The sequence below is a fragment of the Hahella sp. NS-SX17 genome (assembly GCF_057367735.1).
Genome location: NZ_CM170632.1, coordinates 994,298 through 1,014,894 on the forward strand (window position 1 = coordinate 994,298; position 20,597 = coordinate 1,014,894).

The 20,597-nt window shown below is 51.6% G+C and carries 27 protein-coding genes; 22 read left to right on the forward strand and 5 right to left on the reverse strand.

The genetic code is table 11. From position 1 onward, the window contains the following. Window positions 1-287: 287 nt before the first annotated feature. Complete coding sequence (locus AC2IBB_RS04510) at window positions 288-623, forward strand: hypothetical protein (RefSeq protein WP_486331711.1); 336 nt, start codon at window positions 288-290, stop codon at window positions 621-623. Between the two features lie 25 nt (window positions 624-648). Beyond that, window positions 649-849 (forward strand): hypothetical protein, encoded by a 201-nt coding sequence (locus AC2IBB_RS04515; protein WP_486331712.1) that lies wholly within the window; start codon window positions 649-651, stop codon window positions 847-849. Between the two features lie 29 nt (window positions 850-878). On the opposite strand, the gene AC2IBB_RS04520 is transcribed toward AC2IBB_RS04515, so the two are convergent. Then, a complete protein-coding gene (locus tag AC2IBB_RS04520; RefSeq protein ID WP_486331713.1) occupies window positions 879-1,568 on the reverse strand; it encodes a hypothetical protein in 690 nt (229 codons plus the stop codon). 319 nt (window positions 1,569-1,887) lie between these two features. Between AC2IBB_RS04520 and AC2IBB_RS04525 the strand changes: the two genes are divergently transcribed. From AC2IBB_RS04525 to AC2IBB_RS04605, 17 genes are all read left to right on the forward strand, one after another. Then, window positions 1,888-2,658 carry a substrate-binding periplasmic protein gene (locus AC2IBB_RS04525; RefSeq protein WP_486331714.1) on the forward strand — a complete coding sequence of 257 codons (771 nt, stop codon included), beginning with the start codon at window positions 1,888-1,890 and terminating at the stop codon, window positions 2,656-2,658. Between the two features lie 64 nt (window positions 2,659-2,722). Then, the gene (locus AC2IBB_RS04530; RefSeq protein WP_486331715.1) at window positions 2,723-3,310 is read left to right on the forward strand and encodes an acyl carrier protein phosphodiesterase; all 588 of its coding nucleotides are present in this window, start codon (window positions 2,723-2,725) and stop codon (window positions 3,308-3,310) included. Between the two features lie 99 nt (window positions 3,311-3,409). After that, complete coding sequence (locus AC2IBB_RS04535; protein WP_486331716.1) at window positions 3,410-3,778, forward strand: response regulator; 369 nt, start codon at window positions 3,410-3,412, stop codon at window positions 3,776-3,778. Window positions 3,779-3,780: 2 nt separating this feature from the next. Continuing rightward, window positions 3,781-4,386, forward strand: a complete 606-nt coding sequence (locus AC2IBB_RS04540; RefSeq protein ID WP_486331717.1) for a chemotaxis protein CheC — start codon at window positions 3,781-3,783, stop codon at window positions 4,384-4,386. A gap of 64 nt (window positions 4,387-4,450) precedes the next feature. Then, window positions 4,451-5,746, forward strand: coding sequence for an ATP-binding protein (locus tag AC2IBB_RS04545; protein ID WP_486331718.1), 1,296 nt, complete (start codon window positions 4,451-4,453; stop codon window positions 5,744-5,746). Between the two features lie 241 nt (window positions 5,747-5,987). Continuing rightward, the gene (locus AC2IBB_RS04550; RefSeq protein ID WP_486331719.1) at window positions 5,988-6,119 is read left to right on the forward strand and encodes a hypothetical protein; all 132 of its coding nucleotides are present in this window, start codon (window positions 5,988-5,990) and stop codon (window positions 6,117-6,119) included. 73 nt (window positions 6,120-6,192) lie between these two features. Further along, window positions 6,193-6,819 (forward strand): zinc metallopeptidase, encoded by a 627-nt coding sequence (locus AC2IBB_RS04555; protein WP_486331720.1) that lies wholly within the window; start codon window positions 6,193-6,195, stop codon window positions 6,817-6,819. 167 nt (window positions 6,820-6,986) lie between these two features. Beyond that, complete coding sequence (locus AC2IBB_RS04560) at window positions 6,987-7,844, forward strand: hypothetical protein (RefSeq protein ID WP_486331721.1); 858 nt, start codon at window positions 6,987-6,989, stop codon at window positions 7,842-7,844. After that, complete coding sequence (locus tag AC2IBB_RS04565; protein ID WP_486331722.1) at window positions 7,831-8,214, forward strand: hypothetical protein; 384 nt, start codon at window positions 7,831-7,833, stop codon at window positions 8,212-8,214. Before AC2IBB_RS04560 ends, AC2IBB_RS04565 begins: the two co-directional genes overlap by 14 nt. Beyond that, entirely contained in the window at window positions 8,214-8,708 is a 495-nt protein-coding gene (locus AC2IBB_RS04570; RefSeq protein ID WP_486331723.1) for a hypothetical protein, read from the forward strand. The genes AC2IBB_RS04565 and AC2IBB_RS04570 overlap by 1 nt, the downstream gene beginning before the upstream one ends. Next, window positions 8,705-9,637, forward strand: a complete 933-nt coding sequence (locus AC2IBB_RS04575) for a tetratricopeptide repeat protein (protein WP_486331724.1) — start codon at window positions 8,705-8,707, stop codon at window positions 9,635-9,637. The genes AC2IBB_RS04570 and AC2IBB_RS04575 overlap by 4 nt, the downstream gene beginning before the upstream one ends. Then, on the forward strand, window positions 9,634-10,620 hold the full coding sequence (locus AC2IBB_RS04580; RefSeq protein ID WP_486331725.1) for a hypothetical protein: 987 nt from the start codon (window positions 9,634-9,636) through the stop codon (window positions 10,618-10,620). The genes AC2IBB_RS04575 and AC2IBB_RS04580 overlap by 4 nt, the downstream gene beginning before the upstream one ends. A 13-nt stretch (window positions 10,621-10,633) precedes the next feature. Then, window positions 10,634-11,485: a hypothetical protein gene (locus AC2IBB_RS04585; RefSeq protein ID WP_486331726.1), complete on the forward strand. Its 852-nt coding sequence runs from the start codon at window positions 10,634-10,636 to the stop codon at window positions 11,483-11,485. Next, the gene (locus AC2IBB_RS04590; RefSeq protein ID WP_486331727.1) at window positions 11,472-12,365 is read left to right on the forward strand and encodes a hypothetical protein; all 894 of its coding nucleotides are present in this window, start codon (window positions 11,472-11,474) and stop codon (window positions 12,363-12,365) included. Before AC2IBB_RS04585 ends, AC2IBB_RS04590 begins: the two co-directional genes overlap by 14 nt. Beyond that, complete coding sequence (locus AC2IBB_RS04595) at window positions 12,352-12,831, forward strand: hypothetical protein (protein ID WP_486331728.1); 480 nt, start codon at window positions 12,352-12,354, stop codon at window positions 12,829-12,831. Before AC2IBB_RS04590 ends, AC2IBB_RS04595 begins: the two co-directional genes overlap by 14 nt. Continuing rightward, the gene (locus AC2IBB_RS04600) at window positions 12,828-13,778 is read left to right on the forward strand and encodes a tetratricopeptide repeat protein (protein WP_486331729.1); all 951 of its coding nucleotides are present in this window, start codon (window positions 12,828-12,830) and stop codon (window positions 13,776-13,778) included. The genes AC2IBB_RS04595 and AC2IBB_RS04600 overlap by 4 nt, the downstream gene beginning before the upstream one ends. Continuing rightward, window positions 13,745-14,764, forward strand: a complete 1,020-nt coding sequence (locus tag AC2IBB_RS04605; protein ID WP_486331730.1) for a hypothetical protein — start codon at window positions 13,745-13,747, stop codon at window positions 14,762-14,764. The genes AC2IBB_RS04600 and AC2IBB_RS04605 overlap by 34 nt, the downstream gene beginning before the upstream one ends. 15 nt (window positions 14,765-14,779) lie before the next feature. On the opposite strand, the gene AC2IBB_RS04610 is transcribed toward AC2IBB_RS04605, so the two are convergent. Then, window positions 14,780-15,613 (reverse strand): peptidoglycan-binding protein, encoded by an 834-nt coding sequence (locus AC2IBB_RS04610; protein WP_486331731.1) that lies wholly within the window; start codon window positions 15,611-15,613, stop codon window positions 14,780-14,782. Window positions 15,614-15,975: 362 nt separating this feature from the next. Here AC2IBB_RS04610 and AC2IBB_RS04615 point away from each other — a divergent pair, with 362 nt between their 5' ends. From AC2IBB_RS04615 to AC2IBB_RS04625, 3 genes are all read left to right on the forward strand, one after another. Next, window positions 15,976-16,269: a hypothetical protein gene (locus AC2IBB_RS04615; RefSeq protein WP_486331732.1), complete on the forward strand. Its 294-nt coding sequence runs from the start codon at window positions 15,976-15,978 to the stop codon at window positions 16,267-16,269. Between the two features lie 84 nt (window positions 16,270-16,353). Further along, complete coding sequence (locus AC2IBB_RS04620) at window positions 16,354-16,764, forward strand: hypothetical protein (protein WP_486331733.1); 411 nt, start codon at window positions 16,354-16,356, stop codon at window positions 16,762-16,764. Between the two features lie 135 nt (window positions 16,765-16,899). After that, on the forward strand, window positions 16,900-17,931 hold the full coding sequence (locus AC2IBB_RS04625; protein WP_486331734.1) for a phosphoribosyltransferase family protein: 1,032 nt from the start codon (window positions 16,900-16,902) through the stop codon (window positions 17,929-17,931). Window positions 17,932-18,011: 80 nt separating this feature from the next. Here the strand turns inward: AC2IBB_RS04625 and AC2IBB_RS04630 are convergent, their stop codons facing one another. From AC2IBB_RS04630 to cydB, 3 genes are all read right to left on the reverse strand, one after another. Then, window positions 18,012-18,494 (reverse strand): MgtC/SapB family protein, encoded by a 483-nt coding sequence (locus AC2IBB_RS04630; protein ID WP_486331735.1) that lies wholly within the window; start codon window positions 18,492-18,494, stop codon window positions 18,012-18,014. 8 nt (window positions 18,495-18,502) lie between these two features. Then, entirely contained in the window at window positions 18,503-19,012 is a 510-nt protein-coding gene (locus AC2IBB_RS04635; protein WP_486331736.1) for an OmpA family protein, read from the reverse strand. 581 nt (window positions 19,013-19,593) lie between these two features. Next, window positions 19,594-20,589, reverse strand: coding sequence for a cytochrome d ubiquinol oxidase subunit II (cydB, locus tag AC2IBB_RS04640; protein ID WP_486331737.1), 996 nt, complete (start codon window positions 20,587-20,589; stop codon window positions 19,594-19,596). Between the last annotated feature and the right edge of the window lie 8 nt (window positions 20,590-20,597).

Here is a 20,597-nt window from a genome sequence, read left to right on the forward strand (position 1 = left end):
CACATATCAGGCCCTGTCTCCCGCGGCTGGCCGCCGCGCAGGCGCATCCATGCGTCGTATTATTAACATGCCAATAGCGCCGCCATGCTAATAACGTGGCTCTGAACGGCCGCACGCAGAATGAATGACCTCTACGCGCGCATTAACTATAGTTCATGTTTTTGTGAAACCGTGAGAGTTTATTGCTTATTTTTCAGTGGCTTGTTCAAAAAATGATAAATATTCATGAATTTGTCATGGAAGCTTGATTTCAGAAGAGGGCTTAACGGCTTTCTTAAGGAATCACTATGCGGACAGTTCTCAGCAAGGGCGCATTCGCGTTCTGTTTGAGCGCAATCGTCGCCACGGCGTCTGCCCAGGAGGAAATCCCAGGCGCGCTCGCCTACTCGGTATTGAAAAAACTAGACAATGGCGTTGAGGTGCGTAGCGGTGGACTCGGCTCGGCAATGACAGCGCATCCGCTGAAGCCCAATCACTTTTACGTTATGACGGACCGTGGCCCCAATGTGGGCTTTGACGGGGCTGAAGGAAAAGGTAAGAAGTTTCCTGCGCCAGGTTACTCGCCCCGCATCGCTGAGGTGGGGTGTATTAACCCGTTTGGAGCGGGGAGAGACGGACGTTAGCGGAGACTTTGACTCGGAGTTTGGTATGCAGATGGATTACCCGCACGATAAGCTGGAGAGATTGTGGATTATGGACGTCGATAAGGTAGCGGTGATCAATGTTGACGATTTTGCAGTGGCGGAGCAGAACGGCGACGTGGCGCAAAAAATACTGCCGGCTACAGGGCGTGTAGACGCCAACACCCTGTATGTTATTGGCCTTGAGAAAACCTTGAAAAGCTATTAGCCCCCTACGCTGCGGGCGTACGGCGCAGCTTACGCCCGTCTGCCTAACAGGCCGGCAGGGTCCTGGGTCAAGGTTTCTTCTTCGCGTAGCGCGTACAGCACTTTGACGCCCAGCGGTTGCGCCGGCTGCGGCGTGGCCAGAATATTGGAGTAATGGAAAAACGCGGTGTTCTCGAAATCCAGCGCCATGAACGCGTTGTTCTGGTATGGGTCAGGAACGCCCAGCAACACCGGCCGCTGATAGCTGACGTAACGCAGACGCCAGCTGCTGTTGCTGAGGTCCAGGCCCCAGTACGTGCGTGGACGATGTTTGACGACAATTTCACCTAGAGCGATGGCGGTGTCCATCAACATGGAGAAGACAATATGATCGTCATCCCGTTTCGAGTTCAGCCATATGTCCTTGCGCGCCAGATGCGGCTCGTAGACTTCAGGCCAGTGCTTATAGGCCCAAGCGTGAAGATCGCGAAGGAACGGCTCGGGAGAGGCGTTATGCAGCCCCTCATCCAGATCCAGACCGAACTTGCGCAGCAGTTCGCCGTAGATAACGAGACGGTTGGCTTTTTCCGAGATCAGATAGTTGAGATTGGCGTAGGCTTGCTCAATCGTTAAGGAAAACGGTTCCTGTGAATGTGGGGCCTGATAGGGCGGGTAGTCCTTCAGCAGCCGTTTTAGTTTGGCTTGTCCCCTTCCGAATATTGCTTGCACCAGAGTCGGCATGTCCATCACCTTAAATCCATTTTATTTCCGAGTAGTTTGCTCTGCTTTCCCTTTATCGTAAATAGCCCATGTGGCTGTACTTATCAACTTTGGGCTAATTAATTTTACATGATTAAATTCATTTTCGCCTTGTCTTTGCATGGCGAAGGGATTCGGCGATTCAAGGGCCTTCCGAGCGTAATCATAACGCCGAAAATGCGGCGCGTCAGCGCTATTTCCGCATTCCTATGCTAATTAGCTGATATACTGGCGAATCTTCCAAACAAGAACCAAACTAGTTTGAGCAAAACTTTTTTCAAAAGGGGAGCATCTGTTCGAAATGCGGGTCTTTAAATATTTGATCGCACACTCTTTCCATACTCTATTGCTGGCGCTGCTTTTAGGCGCTGGCGCCGCCTCTGCGGCGGAAAAAGTAGAGACGTTTCTTCTGGTTACGGAAAACTACCCGCCCTACAACATGAGCATGAACAATAGCGAGTATGAACACTCTGGCGAGCAGATCTACGGAGTCTCCGCGGATATCGTCAAAATGTTGTTCAAGCGTGCGAAACTGCCCTACAACATGAAGCTGCGGGCCTGGCATTACGCCTTTGAACACGCGCAGCGCAAAGCTTATCGCGGCGTCTTCTCCACCACCCGTACCGAAGAACGCGAGAGTATGTTCCAGTGGGTGGGGCCTTTAGTGGAGGACTCTTGGGTTGCGTTCAGTCGTCCCAATGAATCCATGAGCATCACCAGCATTGACGATTTGAAGAAATACCGGGTAGGCGGATATAAAGGCGATATCGCCAGCGAGTATCTGATCGATAAAGGCGTGAATGTCAGTCTGATCGATGATGATACCCTGAACCTGAAGCGCCTGTATGGTAAATATATTGACCTGTGGATTTCTGGTCCTTATTCCGGTCCCTACTACGCGAAGCAGGCGGGCTATCCCTCGCCGCAGCCGGCTTATGTTTTTAACCAGGCGGAGATGTATCTGGCGTTGAATGTGGATACGCCGCAGCAGTACGTCGATCTGCTCAACGAAACGCTGGCGAAGATGCGCAGCGAAGGTAAAGTCGACGAGATTATCGCCCGTTATCGCTAACTACTTTTGCTAACTGCTTTGAAGCCAGGGAGGGCTTCCAGAAGACTGTCGTCCCACTCTCTTTATGAACTTTCTCGCGCACTTTCATCTGGCGGATGTCTCCGCAACTTCCTTGACAGGTAATTTTCTCGGCGACTTTGTGAAAGGCGCGGAACTAAGTCATCTGCCCGTCCCTGTGGCGACGGGGATACGTCTGCATCGCGCCGTAGACCTCTATACGGATAGCCATGCGTCAGTGAAAGAGGCGATAGCGCTTATTTCCCCTTCCAGGCGTCGTTTCGCCGGCATTATCGTGGATGTGGCGTTCGATCATTTTCTGGCTCGCCGCTGGCGTGATTGGCGGGTCCAACCTCTGCCGGACTTTGCTGACGGCGTCTATGGGGCGTTACAGGCGGAGTATGAACTGATGCCGCCGAGGGCGCAGCGCACCCTGCGGCATATGAGCGAACATGACTGGCTGAATGGGTATGAGCATCTGCCGAATATCTATCGTTCGCTCGACAATATCGCCGCCAGGCTGAGCCGGAAGACGACGCTGTACGGCGCCGGTGAAGAAGTGGAGCTGCGCTATCAAGCGCTGGAGGCCTGTTTCCTTGAGTTTTATCCTCAGTTGCTGACATACGTCGCACACATCGACCCAGACTCTTTGTAGCCACTGCAAGCTGTTATTTTTCCTGACCTGAGCAGATTCCGCCCCGGCTGGTTTTCATTGTCTATACTTAAACGGTACGGCTCGCAATGGAGAATGCCTATGACAATGAATATTGTTATTGCAGACGACTCGTCACTGTCACGGAAAATGGTGATGAACGCCCTGCCTCCGCAGCTCAGCGATGTGGAGATTACATTCGCCCGCAATGGCAAAGAGGCCCTTGACGCTTACTATGCCGGTAAAGCGGATGTTATGTTTCTGGATTTGACGATGCCGGAAATGGATGGTTATACCGTTCTGCAAAAGCTGAAGGAAGAAGAGGCCAACACGATTGTCTGCGTCATCAGCGCTGATATCCAGCCTGAGGCGCAGCAGAGAGTGCTGGCTCTGGGGGCGGCCTGCTTTATTGGTAAACCCGTCACCACAGAATTGTTGAGAAAGCGTATTCACGATATCGGTTTGCTTTAAAGATGTTTACACGAGATCAGTTAGACGCGCTGCAGGAAATATTCAATATCGCCATGGGGCAGGGCGCTAACAGACTTGCTCGTCTGATTGAAACCTTCGTTGTTTTGTCAGCCCCCAAGCTCTATTCCTTCAAGTCACAATCCGACCCGGAACTGGTTAAACGATTGGGTTCTACGCCCATCATCGCCACTCGGCAGTCGTATGTCGGCCCGTTGCGCGGCGAAGTGGTGATATTTTTCGGAATGAACGGCGCCAATGAGCTTGCGGAACTGATGGGCTATCAACAGGAAGACGACGCCCAGCGGGTCAAGGAAGAACTGATTCTCGACGTTACTAATATTCTGGTCGGCGCCTGTATTACCGGAATGACGCAGCAGTTGAATTTAAGTAAATCATCGTTCTCCACCCCAGGCCTGCTGGTGGAGGGGAAAACCGTCGCAGAAGCGCTCGATAATCAACGTTTTCCGCACGACTCTGAAGCGCTTCTGGTGGAGATCCAGTTCAAGATAGAAGCACACGCCTTTTTCTGCGAGCTGTTGATCTGTATTGCGAATGAATCTATCCCGGTCGTCATCACGGCGGTGGATAAGTTGCTTAAAGGCGTTTGACCCATGGCGGCGCGCTTGTGGCGAAAGGCGCGCAGAAGTGAAGGAATCGCTGGAAGGAGAGGGGATGTCGTTCGAACAAAAGCTGTTGGAGAGCGTGCTGCAGCAAATCAGCATGGGCATTGTGATTCTGGATCAGGACTGCCGGGTCTGTTTCTGGAATGAGTTCATGCAGATCAACAGCGGCGAAGCGAACGCCATGGATAAAAGCATCTTTGACGTATTTCCCGATCTTCCGCAAAGCTGGTTTAAGAAGAAAATCGATACCGTATACACCATTCAGAACATGGCGTTTACGGACTGGAAAAAACGCCCCTACGTATTTCGGTTCCCTACCAGCCGCCCGATGACGGGTGGTCTTGACGTGATGTATCAGAACGCTACTTTTTCCGCGCTAACGGATGAAAAGGGTGAAGTCACTGGCGTGTTGATCATGATCACCGATGTTACTGAAGTGGCGGAGCAAACGTTGCAGCTGGAGCAGCTCACCGCCCGTCTGGAGCATGAGAAACAGGAGCAGAAAAAACTGATCGCGAAACTGGAAGAGGCCCAGAATCAACTGTTGCAGTCAGAGAAGATGGCTGCGATCGGTCAGTTAGCGGCGGGCGTCGCCCATGAGATCAATAACCCTACTGGTTATGTCTATTCCAACATGGGCTCATTGGGACATATGGTGAATGACTTGCTGGCGGTCATCGAAGTTTACGAGCAGCAATTTGAAAAGGTCGGCGACGCTGCAATTCGTGAAACCGTCAACAAAGCCAAAGAAGAATATGACTTTGACTACCTGAAAGAAGATCTGGTCACTCTGGTCAATGAGTCCAAGGATGGCATCGAGCGCGTCAAGCGCATCGTGCAGGATCTCAAAGGGTTCTCCCACGTTGGCGAGTCCGACTGGCAACAGGCGGATCTGCATAACGGTATGGACAGCACCTTGAACGTTGTCTGGAATGAAGTGAAGTTCAAAGCGGAAGTGCAGAAAGAATATGGGGATATTCCCCGGGTGCAATGTATTCCGTCCCAGATCAATCAAGTGTTTATGAACTTGATCGTCAATGCGGCGCACGCTATTGAAAAGCAAGGGGTTATCAAAATCGCCACAGGTTGCGAGGGCGACATGGTGTTCATCCGGGTGTCTGACTCTGGCGCGGGAATCTCGACGGAAAATCTCAATCGCATTTTTGAACCTTTTTTTACCACCAAACCGGTTGGCAAAGGAACAGGTCTGGGGTTATCGGTGTCCTACAGTATCGTGCAGAAACATCATGGCCGTATGGAGGTCGTCAGCAAGCCCGGAGAAGGCACGACATTTACTATCTGGCTTCCGGTGACCCAGCCAGAAAAGGAAGCGGAGCAAGAATGAATAATATTTCATTGAGGTTTATTCCGATGGGTTGACGCTATGCCTTAATAAGAGAGGATTAGCCCATAATTCCTTTGCGTATAGTCTTTTTTGCCTAAGCTGAATATTGACGCTACACTCTATCCCTGTCTAAGGAATAAAAATATCGATTGAAATAACTTTCGATTTCCGCGGCTCACAGGCGCATCCATACGCTTTCTTATTAACATGCCAATTAATAAGAAAGCGGCAGGAAGCCGGTTTGGCGAAGACAGACCTAAACTCGTCTGGCTCGGAGGGCTCCCAGGCGAAGCAGAAACTGCTGCACGAAATGCACCGGGAAAACGGTGCGGATGTAGTGAATGTAGGCTTGGTTTTTGTGAGAGCGTATTAGTATGCACCTGATAATAATAATTGCATCCGTATTAGTCATCGTTATTGCTGGTCCACATCTTTGGGTCCGCCATGTGAAGAAAAAGTATGGCGCTGACATCGCCGATATGCCGGGCACCGGCGGCGAGTTGGCCTTGCATCTGGTTCAACGTTTTGGACTGGAGGGTGTCAGAGTTGTCATGGCGCAATCCGGCGGCGACCACTACTCGACAGAAGAGAAAACCATTCGTTTGAGTCCTGAGACATTCCGTGGCAAGTCTCTGACTGCCGTCGCTGTCGCCGCCCATGAAGTCGGGCACGCTATTCAGTACGCTCGCGGCGAGAACATCACCAAATTGAGGGCCAAATATTCTCCGGCAGCCCAATCTGCGGAAAAACTCGCCCTGACAATCTTTATGTTCTCTCCCGTCATCCTGGCCGTGCTGCACGTTCCACAGCTGGCCTTGCTGACCATCGCCACGGGCTTGATCGCCTTGCTGGCCTCCGTGGCGGCGCAGATGATTGTATTGCCGCTGGAATGGGACGCCAGCTTTAACAAGGCGCTGCCAATTCTTGTCGACGGCGAATACATCACGCCCCGGCAGGAGGCCGCCGTGCGTCGTATCCTGAGGGCGGAATCCTTCACCTATGTCGCCAATACCCTGGCGGACATGTTTCGCTTGTGGCGCTGGGTCGCCATATTGCGTGGGGCGACGCGCTAAACATCTTGGAGCTGTCTCCAGCAGAGGCAAAGGGATCGGGCGGAATAGTCTGAATGGATTATTTATCTCACTGCCCGATTCTTTAAACTTTTCTCCCTAATTTTCCTGCCCGCTCGAAGCGGACGGCATCCCATCCTCTGGATGACAAAGCGAAGTTAAGGGAGTACATGTCCACATCACCTGCACCGCAGTCGCCTCAAAACGCCATTGTCAGGCGCGATCTCGCGGAAACCCCTCGGCTTTTGTTTAACTTGTCCGGCATCTATCTGAGCGCTCCTGCGAGCTATAGCAATAACTGCAATGTTGTAGATTTATGCAGCACCCATGACCTATATCAGCCCCAGGCTTATTCGGAGTGGGGTGAGTTGAGGCGTCTTGGATTGGGAGGAAGCGTCTGGCCCTATAACTGGAAAGATTCCACGGATAATGAGACTTGTCTGGGAAAACTGAACGTAAGACTTGGCGTCTACCGTCGTGTTTGCAGGGGGGAATGCGCTGATTTGAGAGATATCGAATTGCTGTCGGAGTGGGTGCTGGACAATATCTGCGCAAGGTACGAGACATCCAACCAGAGCGTTTTGTCGGAATACCAAGCGCCGCCTTCACATGAAGAAGTCGTTTATCATGACGAAGTTGTTGATGATTGGCTTCTTTATGAGGAACAGCCACCTGGACCCCGTAAGGGAGACCCACTAAAAGACCCAAGACTGTGGCGCTTTCCTTCTACCAAATCCGATTTTACCACCTGCCTTATCAACGATATTCCATGGTTGGTGCTTGAGTCTTTTCAAGTTGATGGAGACGTTGAAGTAACTGCGTGTGCGGCGATTACTCCAGAGCACATATTAAGCATTGAGTTTAGTGTGAATGAGGCAAAAGAAAGCCTCTTCGATCATTCACTGGGCATGGATGAAATTGTGCAGACCGATATTCGCACTTACATGAGCAAGGTGTCTGTGACCTATTCAAGCTACGCCAAGCTGTCTGAGCGCCCGAAAATGGGAGAGACTGATGGGATGGGCTGAAAAGAGGCGTCTTCATCAGGAGCAGATGGCGTTCAAACAAAGAATTGAGCAGGCTGGACGCTTTAACTTGCTGGGGCCGTATATAGCCTCTGCGCCGAGTCACAAACTGATATTAGATGGAAGCGGCCTGACCTCCCCTCTGCCGGAGCCCAGCGCAGCCGAACTCTTTCTTTGGGGCGCCCATGAAATCCAGTTCGGCGTAAAAAGGCGTTTGGATATTCACGACACACTTGGGTTTTGTGACCTGGAAGCAGCGCCTGGCGACGCCAGGGATACGAATCTTTTCGCTCTGGAAAAAAGCGACATCAAGATGTTTTACGTCAGTCAGTGGCCAACGGCAATGACTGGCGTAAGAAGCAGGAGAGAATAATGTCTCGTTATTTTTTAACGGATGAGAACGAGCATGAAAATCTGGTGCATCCTTACTATATAGAGTCCATCGCCAATCCTCTTGTCCCTCTGATTGCCTTTGTCGTGCTGGGCTTGTGGATAAGCTGGCCGCTATTTCTTCTCAGTGGCATCGCGGCCGGAAGTCCTACCCTGAAACGGGAAGCCTTACTAATTCTCACTGGCTTTCTTGGGGTATACCTGTTTGTTGAGTATAACTTTGACGCTATTCAGGGCGGCGGAGCGGGGTATGTCGATAATGAATGGTTGCTGGCGCTGTTGGCTTGGAAAACGCTGATAGCGGTGGGCGTTTATCATTGGCAAAGCCGTTGGCGACAAGCCTCCTGTGATCGACAAAAGAGGAGACAATTTCCTCTTATCTTCTTTTCAATCGCTCTCATCTTTATCAAGCAAATTCAGGTAGACGCCTACCTGAATGACTTCTGGCGTTATGCGCTGGCGGGGGTATTGATATGAACAGCAAGGAAAAACTATGGGACGTGCAGTGCTATTACCGCTCTGGCGACATAACAATTGCGATTGATGAACTCAAAAAGTATGTGAGTCGTGGGGCGTTTCCAGAAGCTAACGCCTTTCTGGGGCTTATACTGTGGCGGGAAGGAAGAAAGGTCGCGGGTAAAATTGAGGCTCAAAAAGGGATTGCGGGTAATAGAAACAACCCCTACTGTCACTACGTAATGGCGGAGATCGCCGCGGAAGAGAGTCGATTTGAGGCGGCGAAAAAGCATTTGCAGACGGCGCTGAAGTTGGCGCCGAATAACGCGGAATATCATGTCGCCATGATGCGTTTGACGGCGCAGGGTGAGGAGGAATGCTTGACCCAACTGTCTCAGTTGGCAAGGACTGTGACAGACCCTTTTCCCATTTTTATGGAAATGGGACGTTTATATGAGCAAAGGGAAGATTGGGGGCAGGCCAATAAATACCTGTCCATGGCCATGAGATTGGAGCCCGTCAACGTCAATGCGCTGCTAGCTATGGCGAGAATTTGCATCCAACGGGAAGAGTACGCGGAAGCGGAAACGCATTTACTCTGGGCGTTAAGCTCGAACCAAAAAAATCGTGAAGCAATAGCCCTTTTAGCAGCGTTGGCATCCAGGAACTCGTTGAAGTCGAAACTGAAATGGCGCATCTACGAAAAGGTGAAGGGGTTAGGTCTGGATGCCGTGTATATGACCGCGGCGCTTTTGGTTCCTTTCAGCTTTTTGGTGGTCATGTTAATCAATCAGGGATGGCCAGAGATCTTTGAAGAAGATCCTCAGAATTCGGTATTCCCCGTGTTCATTGGAGCATTTTCAATATTTGCTGCAGCCTACGGGGTGCTCAGAGGCGCACAAATCAGCGATAAAGCAACCCTACTTAAACATTTACAACTAAGACAATGAGTATCTCTGAGGCAGGTTTTTACACAGCGGATTGGAAGGATGGGAAGTGGGTCGCTTCGGGTCCTAATCCATTCGTGACCAAGAAGAATATTGCTGTTATTGGGTTCCAGGTAAGCAGGGAGATGGAGGCGGAGTCCATTTTGCCGGAATTGGCGCGGAAGACGTTGCAGTGTGATCCAGAAGGCGCGGATTTAGCCGTCGTCGGCTTTGATTTTTTTTACTTTCCCGCTGAGGCGTGGACACAGGCAAGGAAGGGACGCAACAGCGTCTTAGCGGCTCTGTCGGCAGATCCGGCCCCTAAGATGCTGGCGGCGGCGTTGGAGGAGGCCCAGGGTAGAGATGTTGAGGTGGAGTGGACCGTTCATGGCGAGGGCTCCAGGTTGATATACGAGGCGCTGAGTAAAATCGAAGATAAGCGTTTGGATAAACACTACATGACATTCATCGGGCCAACTTATGATTTGACAAAGCTGTTGCCGAAAATGCGCAAGCACGACATAAACTTATTTGGCGATGTGTTTTGGTATAACCCTTTGGATTATCAGAGCCTGACCAATCGCGTCTTTAAGTACGGGCGGATTGTTAAGAAAGTAAGAGATTATGGTCCCGAGTATGAAGGCGCTGCATATAATCTGAAGGAACGAATGAGAAAAGAGCGCAAATGGCGCTTGGATACAGTGATTATGCTGGTCTGTCTGGGACTTTTGTTCTATGCGACAAGATTCGGCGACGAGACAATAAACTGGGGGATGATGGCTGTTTTTGGCATCGTGATTTTTTTCATGGGGGTGTTAAGTCTTGTCAATATGAATAATTCCCTTAAGGCGTTTTACGCAAGAAAGCTTCCCCAATCCGAGATGAATCCCCATTTTTGCTGGAAGGATGACTTTCGTTTTCCCTACACCGATGACTTCAGAGGCTTTTTTGGCAATTGGCGCGGCATTCGTCGCGAATACGCCAAACTGAAAACACGGCGTCAATAGATTAAGGTATTTCATGTCCACATTACAGCCAGCTCAGAGCGCCGTTGTCCGCTATGACTTCGCCGCGATGCCTCGTTATCTGATCAATCTTTCCGGCATCGTTCTTAGCGTTCCTTATCCGGCGCAGGTTCGTCATATCTCTCTGGGCTTGTGTGGTGTGTACGATATCTATCAGGAGTTGAGTTATGAGGTGTGGAACCGGCTCCCGTATATCGATCTTCTGAAGTTCGTCCTTCCCTATCATTTATCCGGCGCATCAAAGAAAGCGAATCCTGTGGCGGAATTACGTGTATTCGCCAAGTTGGTGTGGGCGCAAGACTGCGATGGATTGGACTTGCGCGACATCGAGCAGTTGGCGGAGTGGCTGTTAACCTCTGTGCAGAAGGAGTATGGGGCGAAAGATAAGCAGATCATTGCCGAACGCCTTGAGGAACTGAATCTAGGGGCGCGGAATAGTCACAAAAGCCCGGAAAAAGCGTTTGGCAAACTGGTTAAGGCTGTTTACGGAAGAGAGCTTGCGGGACAGAGTATTGTCGAAGACCTGAGGCTTTGGCGACGTCCCAGACGACCAGAGGAACTGCTTACTTGTCTAATCAATGGCGTTCCCTGGCTGATATATGAAGCCTATAAACCTCATGATCATGGCCACGTTGTCGCTCACGCGGCAATTACACCCAGTCATGTTGTCTCCTTTACTTTTTATCTCGACGACCAAACCCCTGACTATTTCAACCCCAACCTGAACTTTGAAGATATCATCCCTCTCGATATCCGAAATCTGATGCGCGAAATGCGGGTCATATATTCCCCATACGCCAGAACGGACGCCCATGTTGCGGACAGGAGGGCGGATGAAGTGGTTTAACCGCGCACGGCGAAAAGGCGCACCCCGGCAAAGCGAATCTGTTCTGCGTTTAGGATCCCGATCCAGTCTGTCGGGGCCTGATTTCAAGTCTGCGCCAGTGCATGAAATCCTGCTGTCTCGGAGCACAATGAGCTTTTCGCTGCCAGTAAGCTCGGCCTCTCAGACGAACCCGCGGGGCGAGCAGCGAAAATCGTACTTTATCTCCAGGCAAGCGGATATTTACAACGATACTTTACTGACGAGGCTGGACGATGTTCCGGTCAGAAGGCTGTCCATTGTTTATGCCGGGTGGGGCTATTGCGATCATGAAGGCGTTGTGGGAGAGGCGCTGCTGGAGATGAAGCTATGTCGGTTGCCCTGCAGGAATAGCGACACTGACTTTCGTAGCGCTGAGTCGCTGAAGCGGTGGTTACTAAGAAGGTGTGCGGATGATTGGCGGGAGCTGTATGCGACTGTCTATTTACCGAAAAAATCTATGCATAAGGTAATACGCTTTGAAGCGGGCAAGGTGTATTCGGGACAGCAGCTTCAGTACCCCATGACCATGGATGAACTGATGGAAAAAGAGGCTAACGGGCTGACGTGGTTTCACTATGAGGTGCGTATTCCAGGCGCCTATCGGCGACTTTTCTATCTGCTTCCGCTGACAAGTGAGCATCTGCTTCAGGTTTCGGTGGAGCTTTCTTCTCAAAAAGGTCCCAGTGATACCAAAGACACCAATTTTATGGAACTGGTCAAACAAAATATGGCGGAGTTTTTCGACAGCGTTTATTACCAACCCAGTGAGACAGAATCGGGAAGATTTCCGCTCCTGCGAAAGACTGATTGGCCGGCGACAATGACCGGAACAAAGGCAGGGGACGACAATGAGCGACTATAAACTTGCGGATGAAGGTCACGGGGCCCACAAGTACTATTTTGCGTATTTGATCGCTAACCCGATAACTCCCTTGATTGCTTTTCTTGTGAATGGCGTGTGGCTTGGCTGGCCCTTGTTTATTCTAGGGGGATGGATCGCAGGTAATCCGCGCTATATCAGGGAACTGGCTGCTGTGGTGATAGGCGTTATAGGTAGCTACCTGCTTGCAGGGTTGCTGTTGCCCCTGCTTGCTCCAGATTCTCGAGGGTATGAGGGATGTCTTTTAGCGTTGGTTACATGGAAGTTGTGCATTACTGTTTATCTCTTTGTGTCGCGAAATCAATGGTGCGATAGATCGAAGTACAAGGACAAAGACAATGAGTTTGATTTAGTCGCCGCTGGAGTTCTTGCTATGGTTGTGGGGGCTTTGGACGCGCCTGACCACTTCTCAGAAATAGGGCGCCTTGTTCTCATGGGGATAATATGAAGCTCGATAGAAGCCTCAGCAAAGCATGGCGCAGCTATTGCTATCTGGATTATGAAAAAGCTACTTGGCAGCTGAAAGATATACTGGATTCAGCGCTATCGGCTGAAGGACATGCACTTTTGGCGTTATGCCTTATTCCGCAAAACCGGATATTGGCGGCGCGAGTGGAAGCCCAGCGTGGCGTAGCGGAAGATCGTCGCAGCGCATTTTGCCATTACGCTGCTGCGGCCGCTTCTGAAGCTGGCAAACACTATGACGCCGCTCGCAGGCATATTGAGCTGGCTTTGGAATTAGAGCCTCAAACTACCGCCTATCAAATTGCTTCTCTTCGGCTGGATCGCCTGCAGCAGGGGGCAGATATTCTGGCGCCGTTGAAGGCGCTGTTGTCTGAGCGCCCAAATGATTTTGCTCTCATTTACGCCCTGGCGGAGTGTTATTGCGACAGCTCAGAATGGGAGCAGGCTTATTTCTATGGCGAGCGCGCATTACGTCTGGAAGGGACTAATCAGCGGGCGCTGATGTTGATGGCGCGAATTTGTATTCAGTTGAATAAGTATGAAGAAGCGCGAAGCCATATATTCTGGATGCTTGCGGCGAATAGAAAAAGTGCTGACGCTGTGGAATTGTTAAGTCAGATTGAGATCAGGAGTAAACCGTTTTTGAAGGGTGTGCGTCAACTTTACCTGAAGCTGCGTCAACTTGGTTTTGACGCACTGGTGTTGGCGTATAGCATACTGATTTTCTTAGGGGTCGCCTTTAGTCTGCCTCTCACCGAACTCTTTGACGACAGTATGGACCAATCAAATGATAAATGGTCTTTTTTCGCCATGGGGGTTGGTGGTTTTGTGGCTCCTCTCGTATTGTATGGTGTGTTGTATGGCGTTATTCGTCATTTGTCTAAACGGAAAGAGAGATGTTGGATAGAGAAGCTGACTCCTTTGATTTGATTAACGCCACGCCAGGCTTTTATCTCATCCATCAAGCGAAAGAGGGCCGCATTGCAGGAGAGCGTGTGGATAAAGTTCGCGGTTCCTCTGTGCTGATAAATGGCATGAACATGGGAATGGACATGGTTATCAGTCAACAGGCGCCAAGAACCTGCGCCCCTTTCAATTGGAGGGCCAAAGGCGAGGACGTCATAGGCCCTGACTATGAGTTGTTTTACCTGCCGCCTTTTTTGTATGCGAAGTCGGAGGGAAAGCTCAAAACATCTCAAGAGGCCTTTATTGAAAAGGCGTCAGCACTGCTTGCCGATGCGATTCTTGATGCGCAAGAAAAAGGACAAGAGATTGAATGGACCCTTCATGGCGATGGTTCCCGATTGTTTTTTGAAGCACTGCAAAGAATTGACGGGACTGAGTTGGATAAACAGTATGTGCGGTTTATAGCGCCGACTCAGGATCTCACGACACTGCTCCCTCTGATGCGTAGCCTGGGAATGAAGTTGTTTGGAGAGGTGCTCAGTTATCATAAATATGACGTATTCTCTGCCGACAATCGTTTCTTCAATCGGAACAAAATTCTAAGGGAGATTGAGGCTTTTGGCGCAGAATTCCAGGGGGCGGCATTTTGCTTGAGGCTCAAAGCTTTGCATGAGCGCAAAGTGATTGCGAACCTATTGCTGCTAATTGTATTTGTTTTGCTTTTCTCCACTGGGTACAAGCTGTATTCCGGTCACTATAGCGGATGGCTACTGGCGGGTTTGGTTCTTTTTTTCGTCCCTCATGGATTACGAGTTTCATCTGATCTTAATAAACTGGCGAAAGCCATTTTCGCAAGACATATCCCAAACCCGAACCTTAACCCACACTTTTCCTTGTGTGAGTATTTCAGCTTTTGTTGTCCTGATGATATCAACGGCCCTTTTAAAGAGTGGCGCTGGATTATTCGAGCCCGCGCCATATTGAAAAAACAGTTACGCGCAGCGGTTTGATACGGTTTTCTCCAGCTATCCGCCGCCACTTACCGTCTCGCCAGCTAAATACCCCCGCGCTATTTCCGCTATCTCATGGGCGCGGTCGCGTCCGTTGATGCAGCGGCGGGCGTTGAGGAAGTCTTTCTTGTTCTCGTTGATGTAGTCCGAGATTTTGTGGCCGGTGAAAGCGCCGGTCATGAAGCCATGAGTTAGTATAAACAGGGCGATTTCCGGCTGCATGGCGAGGTCGGGTTCCTGCACCAGCGGCGCGCCCAGGAGCTGCTGATATTTACGGTAGTTATTCTCCCAGGTGAGTTGAACATAGCCGCGGCCGTAATAGGGGTAATAGCGCAGGTTATGTTTGCGCCATTCCTCGCTTAACCAGAAGGCTTCCTTGACAGGCTCGAAGGTTTGCGCCGTTTCCCATTGCACCGTCGCCAGCACGTAGGCGATTTGTTGCGGCAGTCCTATGCCTTGTTTTTTACATTCGTCACAAATGGCATGTTTGACGTGCTGCGTACTGGAAAAGTCGTAGCGTGCGGACTCGTAGCACTCCGTGGCGCGTCGGATCAGCTCAGCCAGGGATTGGGGGCCGACCAGCGCTGGATTGCCGGGAAACACGTCAACTTTGAACTCCGCCCAGGCGCTGCGTGTTTTGGGGCCATAGAGGCCATCGATTTCTCCGACTGGATAGCCCAGTCTGTGCAAAGCGATCTGCAGCTCACGAAGCTGTTCGGAACTGAGCGTTTCCAATGGCCTGGCGAAGGCGATTTCCGTGAGCTCTTTAAATCTGGCGGGTTGTTCAGTGGCGGGAGCCTCCCGAACAATAGAAGAAATGCTGGTGTTGTCGTGGATAGTATCAACCATGATTTCACCCCCCCGATATGAATGCATGTGAAGGCAACCGGAAGTTTCCACTGCGCCCTCTTGGACGGGTCCAGAAAAGGCTCGGGAATACCCTAAGCTTGGTCGAAGAGCGGCGTAGTGGCAATAAACTTTCGCTCTAATACGACGTTATAGGCAATCGGCTTTGCAAAATATGCAATTTTACCGAACGGCTTTGCAAAAATTACCTTGTTCAGCGAGCTGGTTTGTTCATACCAGTGAGCTTATTGCAGCGATCCCCCGATGAAAGCGGTGTTTCAGCGGTCGGCATGATAATTGCCAACTCCCTGTTGCAGACAGGCGACCATCAAGGCGGCGCCTGCTAACCAACAAGGAGACCGAAAATGAGTGTCAGAGAAGAAGCATTTGCTCGCGATAGAACTGAAAATCCCGATTACGCCAACCTCAAACGTGACTTGGACGCGTTACGCAAAGACATCGCTAAACTGTCTGCGGGCGTATACAACGACACTAAGGCGCGCGCAGGCGAAGCAGTCAACGCTGTCAGTGAGAAGTCGAATAAAGCGGTGCACGCGGCGGAGGAAAAAATCGGCGAGCGTCCGTTTTTGAGCCTGCTGATGAGCTTTGTACTGGGATTGGTGATGGCGAAGGTGCTGGATTCAAGAAAGCACTCCTGAATACCAGGACCCCCTGCTCACATTGAGCGAGTGTAGTGAGGCCGCATTGGCGGCCTTGTTATTTTCGGCATGGAGGAACCTACCATGAAAGACGCTGTGCGATGGCTGCTGTTCTATGTGCTGACTGCTTTGGGAATATGGTTGCTGGTTTTAGCTCTGATTCTTGGCGGTCTGGCTTTTCAGTTTAAGGCGCTGGTCACGGTGTTGCAGCCGATGTTGGGATCGGCGGCGGCGTATTCCCTGACGGGTCTGGCCTGCTTTCTGACGTTGGCGGTTCCCTGTCTGTTGATTTGGGGCGGCTTGCGTAGAAATGCGCGACGTCAGACCGCGGCTGTAGCAAGTGAGGAGGACTCCCATGACCCTTATACCGGCGCAGCTAAGTTAGTAAAGAAATATCCATTGGAGTCGGTGACGATTGCATTCGCCGCCGGATTCTCCGCCAATGATCGAGAGCAATTGCAGGCCCTGTTGGCGTCCGTTGCGAAGGAACACTGATAAAAAATTGTCCTTACCTTGTGCAGACTATGCTTGAGAGAGTTACAGTTATTGTCAGAAGCGGCTGGGCCGCAGGCGTAGCTCGCTTTCTTGGTTTATCGGCATACAGTCTATCCATACACGAGGGGGATAAGCATGGAACTCCCGATCAAGAATCGCTCTACCGCCGGCCGGATGCTGGCGCAGTCCCTTAATTCCTATCGCTCCCGTAATAACCTGCTGATATTGGCTCTACCCAGAGGCGGAGCGCCTGTCGCCCGGGAAATCGCCGCTGCGTTGGCGGCGCCGCTGGATCTGTTACTGGTGCGGAAGCTTGGCGCCCCCAGGTATCCGGAGTTAGCGATGGGCGCTATCGCCAGCGGCGGGGCAATTGTCATGAACGAAGATGTCGTAAACGTCCATCAAATCAGTGAAGAAGAAATTACCAGTGTTCGGAAAAGAGAACAGAAGGAGTTGCACCGGCGAGAACAAGCCTATCGCGGCGACAGACCGATGCCGGAGATTAAAGGCCGCTGTGTGATTGTCGTGGATGATGGTATGGCCACCGGAGCCACTATGAAAGCCGGCGTCGCAGCGTTACGACTGATGCAGCCTGAATCTATCGTGGCGGTGATACCTGTTTCGCCCCGAGAAACAGTTGAGGAGTTAAAAACCATCGTCGATGAGGTCGTGTGTCTGGCGACGCCGGACCCGTTTTACGCTATTGGCGGTTGTTATACGGATTTTGGACAGACATCGGATAAGGAAGTCATCGAAATCTTAAAGGCTGCTTGGGCGCAGGAAGCGACAAGCCCAGACGGAGAGCCCCATCCCTTGGAGAAAACCAATTGGGCTGAATACTGTCGGCAATTCAGTCATGAGCATCATGGCTGGTTGGTGTCTTTTCGTGAGGAAGGGCTGGAGCAGGCGACGACGCGGGGACACAGGGAAATGAAGTTCCAGAATTTGCCTTTGCAGAGTCTGGACTATGATGAACGCGACGATGTTTTCCAGCTCAGCGTGCTGGATACCGGCAAACCTCATGACATCTCTATTTTTTGCCCAAAGCGCCTGGCCGAAGCGCCACATGGCCCAAGCAGCGCTTCTCTGCAGATTGATATAGGAGAGGGCGGCAGTATTCTGCTCGGTTTCAGTGAAACCTATGCAGTCGCCAAGGCGCGGGCATAGCGACGTCGCAGTGGCGTTTAAATGACGCCACTGCGCATATTGCTGTTCATCATATCCTCCTTGCGAACTGATCGCTCACGTCAGTGTCCTTTACCATTGTTGTTGTTCGTCAAACGATCGCTGAGACATCCCAGAGTCCGTAGGACAATCAGTACAATAATAGTCAGGCCAACGGCCAGCACGTATTGCTCCAGCGCCGCCGCTACCCCCAGCGCGCTGGCCATCAGTAACGTGGCTGCGGTGGTGAGGCCGGTGACGCCATCCTCACTGCGGAAGATAGTGCCGGCGCCGAGAAAGCTGATGCCCGTGGCGATAGCGACGATCACCCGGGTTGGGTCCGCATTGACCGTGGAGGTGAGACTGTCGTCTATGGATGACGTCAGCAGCGTCGCTAAGTCCGTAAACAGGGCCGCGGTGGCGGCCACCAGCATGTGGGTGCGAAACCCGGCGGGACGCTTTTTCATTTCCCGCTCAAAGCCAATGGCGCCGCCTAGGACAAGGGCGATGCAGACATGCATCAGCACCCACAACTGCCCTTGATATTCGGTGAGAAATACTTCCATAACGGTAATTAGAAGTTATAGCCCATACCGACGCCATAGACGAAAACGCCATCGCTAAAGCGGTTGTCCGCCTCATCTGCGTCCTCAAATAAGAACTGATACTCCACCTGTCCGACGATGAAAGTATTCTCCGCCACGTAGTACTTCAAGCCAGCTTCAGGGGCGGCGATAAAACTTTCATCCACAGATTCTCCGTAGATGTACCCGAGGTTGGCGCCGAGGTAAGGTCTCAGGTTGTCTTTGCCAAAGTGGTAGTCGTAGAAGAAACGGGTTGAGCCGTTCCAGACGCTTTCTTCTCCCTCTGTGTCAGAGACGCTGACCGACTGACGCACGCCTATTTCGGCCTCTGGGGACAGGTACTGTCCGTAGGAGCCGTCCATGGAGAAGATATTGCTGTCAAAGTCTTTGTCGCTGGACCCTGATCCGGAAATGGAGAACTCCTGGACGCCTACATCCGGCGCGGAGTAAGCGGCGGGAGCGATGGCGATTAGACTGATGGCGGTAATTAAGTGTTTCATGGCTACTTTTCCTTTTTAGTTCTATTAACTCACAGATTGCGTTCAACGCCGCGCTAACAATTTTGCGCGGCTGCCTGAAACTGGATTGCAGAACGCGTGCCGATTTGTCGAAGCCCTTGGCGCACTTCGAATCAGGGAAAGTTGACGGGGGAATAAGCAGTATTGATTGAGGGTGTATTGGGGTAATTATTCCAATGATTTGTAAGGCTTACATGGAAAAGCGGCGGGTTTCGGAGGAGTTTGTCGTAGTAAGAAAGCCATGAGCGAGCCGGGCTCACGGCTGTGTCGGATAAGGCCTGAATGGGGGGCTAACGTTTCATTAATCTGAGCAATAGCATGGTCAGAGCGCTGCAGGCAGTGCCGGCGAGGGCGCAGGAAAAACCGAAAAAAGCGATGACTGCAACCATGCTGTCGTATTTAGAGTCACTCAGACTCATTCATCGTTCAGCTCCGCCAAATACTCAGTTTTTAAGTAAACAATGTCTGCATAGCCATGCGCACTACGCCGGCGGCGAGCGTCAGAACGGCGACTCCCGCCAGATAGAGCAGTATGGCGTTGCGCGCCTGACGCCATTTTTTCATCAGTAGCCATCCTGTGTGTTGGTCTTCCCGCTGAACACCCGATAGTTGTAGATGTTGTAAGCGATGATAATAGGCAGGAACAGCATGATGCCTACCAGAGTGAAGCTGGTGGTGCGCTCAGGGGCGATGGCCTCCCAAATAGTGAGCTGGCCTGGAATGATGTAGGGGAACATGCCAGCGGCCAGACCGATGAAGGCTAGCCCGAACAGCGCCATGGCCAGTCCTAAAGGCTTCAGGTCGCTGCCTGCGCCGCTGCGCAGCATTTGCCATAGACGGAGCCCCACATAGGCGCTTAGCAAAGGCACCGGAGCCAGCAGGAGGCCAGTGGGCCAGGTCAACCAGCGCTGGAATACTTGCGGCTGGGCGAGCAGCATCCAGACGCTGACCAGCGCCAGAAAGAACATGACTGCAAGCAGGCTGAGGACGCCAATGCGCCTTGCGGAACTTTGCAAGCGCCCGGAGCTTTTACGCACCAGCCAACAACTGCCGAGCAGGGCGTAGCCGCAGACCAGCGCGACGGCGGTCATCAGTGAAAATGGCGTAAACCAGGCGATTTGCTCGGAGGGCTGAGGCGTGAGGGAGAAACCCTGCACCAAAGATCCGAGAATAATGCCCTGACTCAACGTCGCCAAGGTGGAGCCAAAGCTGAAACTGAAATCCCACCAACCGCGACTGGTATGGGACTTAAAGTAAAATTCAAACGCTACGCCGCGGAAGATCAGCGCGATCAGCATGAGAATGATGGGCAGGTATAACTGTGACAGCACTGTCGCATAGGCTTTCGGAAAACCTGCGAACAAAACGACGCCGCCGAACACCAGCCAGGTCTGGTTGCTGTCCCAGAGATGGGAGAGGCTTTTCATGGCGATAGCGCGGTCTTCCGCTTTGCTAAGCCAAGGGGAGAGGATGCCTACGCCCAGGGAGAAGCCGTCCAGCAATACATACATCAAAACGCCGATGGCGATAAGTAACAGGTAGATAAGCGCAAAGTCCATGGCGATCC

Coding starts and splice junctions, on each gene's coding strand:
- AC2IBB_RS04510 (WP_486331711.1), top strand. CDS start 288: ATGCGGACAGTTCTCAGCAAGGGCGCATTCGCGTTCTGTTTGAGCGCA.
- AC2IBB_RS04515 (WP_486331712.1), top strand. CDS start 649: ATGCAGATGGATTACCCGCACGATAAGCTGGAGAGATTGTGGATTATG.
- AC2IBB_RS04520 (WP_486331713.1), bottom strand. CDS start 1,568: ATGCCGACTCTGGTGCAAGCAATATTCGGAAGGGGACAAGCCAAACTA.
- AC2IBB_RS04525 (WP_486331714.1), top strand. CDS start 1,888: ATGCGGGTCTTTAAATATTTGATCGCACACTCTTTCCATACTCTATTG.
- AC2IBB_RS04530 (WP_486331715.1), top strand. CDS start 2,723: ATGAACTTTCTCGCGCACTTTCATCTGGCGGATGTCTCCGCAACTTCC.
- AC2IBB_RS04535 (WP_486331716.1), top strand. CDS start 3,410: ATGACAATGAATATTGTTATTGCAGACGACTCGTCACTGTCACGGAAA.
- AC2IBB_RS04540 (WP_486331717.1), top strand. CDS start 3,781: ATGTTTACACGAGATCAGTTAGACGCGCTGCAGGAAATATTCAATATC.
- AC2IBB_RS04545 (WP_486331718.1), top strand. CDS start 4,451: ATGTCGTTCGAACAAAAGCTGTTGGAGAGCGTGCTGCAGCAAATCAGC.
- AC2IBB_RS04560 (WP_486331721.1), top strand. CDS start 6,987: ATGTCCACATCACCTGCACCGCAGTCGCCTCAAAACGCCATTGTCAGG.
- AC2IBB_RS04565 (WP_486331722.1), top strand. CDS start 7,831: ATGGGATGGGCTGAAAAGAGGCGTCTTCATCAGGAGCAGATGGCGTTC.
- AC2IBB_RS04570 (WP_486331723.1), top strand. CDS start 8,214: ATGTCTCGTTATTTTTTAACGGATGAGAACGAGCATGAAAATCTGGTG.
- AC2IBB_RS04575 (WP_486331724.1), top strand. CDS start 8,705: ATGAACAGCAAGGAAAAACTATGGGACGTGCAGTGCTATTACCGCTCT.
- AC2IBB_RS04580 (WP_486331725.1), top strand. CDS start 9,634: ATGAGTATCTCTGAGGCAGGTTTTTACACAGCGGATTGGAAGGATGGG.
- AC2IBB_RS04585 (WP_486331726.1), top strand. CDS start 10,634: ATGTCCACATTACAGCCAGCTCAGAGCGCCGTTGTCCGCTATGACTTC.
- AC2IBB_RS04590 (WP_486331727.1), top strand. CDS start 11,472: ATGAAGTGGTTTAACCGCGCACGGCGAAAAGGCGCACCCCGGCAAAGC.
- AC2IBB_RS04595 (WP_486331728.1), top strand. CDS start 12,352: ATGAGCGACTATAAACTTGCGGATGAAGGTCACGGGGCCCACAAGTAC.
- AC2IBB_RS04600 (WP_486331729.1), top strand. CDS start 12,828: ATGAAGCTCGATAGAAGCCTCAGCAAAGCATGGCGCAGCTATTGCTAT.
- AC2IBB_RS04605 (WP_486331730.1), top strand. CDS start 13,745: ATGTTGGATAGAGAAGCTGACTCCTTTGATTTGATTAACGCCACGCCA.
- AC2IBB_RS04610 (WP_486331731.1), bottom strand. CDS start 15,613: ATGGTTGATACTATCCACGACAACACCAGCATTTCTTCTATTGTTCGG.
- AC2IBB_RS04615 (WP_486331732.1), top strand. CDS start 15,976: ATGAGTGTCAGAGAAGAAGCATTTGCTCGCGATAGAACTGAAAATCCC.
- AC2IBB_RS04620 (WP_486331733.1), top strand. CDS start 16,354: ATGAAAGACGCTGTGCGATGGCTGCTGTTCTATGTGCTGACTGCTTTG.
- AC2IBB_RS04625 (WP_486331734.1), top strand. CDS start 16,900: ATGGAACTCCCGATCAAGAATCGCTCTACCGCCGGCCGGATGCTGGCG.
- AC2IBB_RS04630 (WP_486331735.1), bottom strand. CDS start 18,494: ATGGAAGTATTTCTCACCGAATATCAAGGGCAGTTGTGGGTGCTGATG.
- AC2IBB_RS04635 (WP_486331736.1), bottom strand. CDS start 19,012: ATGAAACACTTAATTACCGCCATCAGTCTAATCGCCATCGCTCCCGCC.
- cydB (WP_486331737.1), bottom strand. CDS start 20,589: ATGGACTTTGCGCTTATCTACCTGTTACTTATCGCCATCGGCGTTTTG.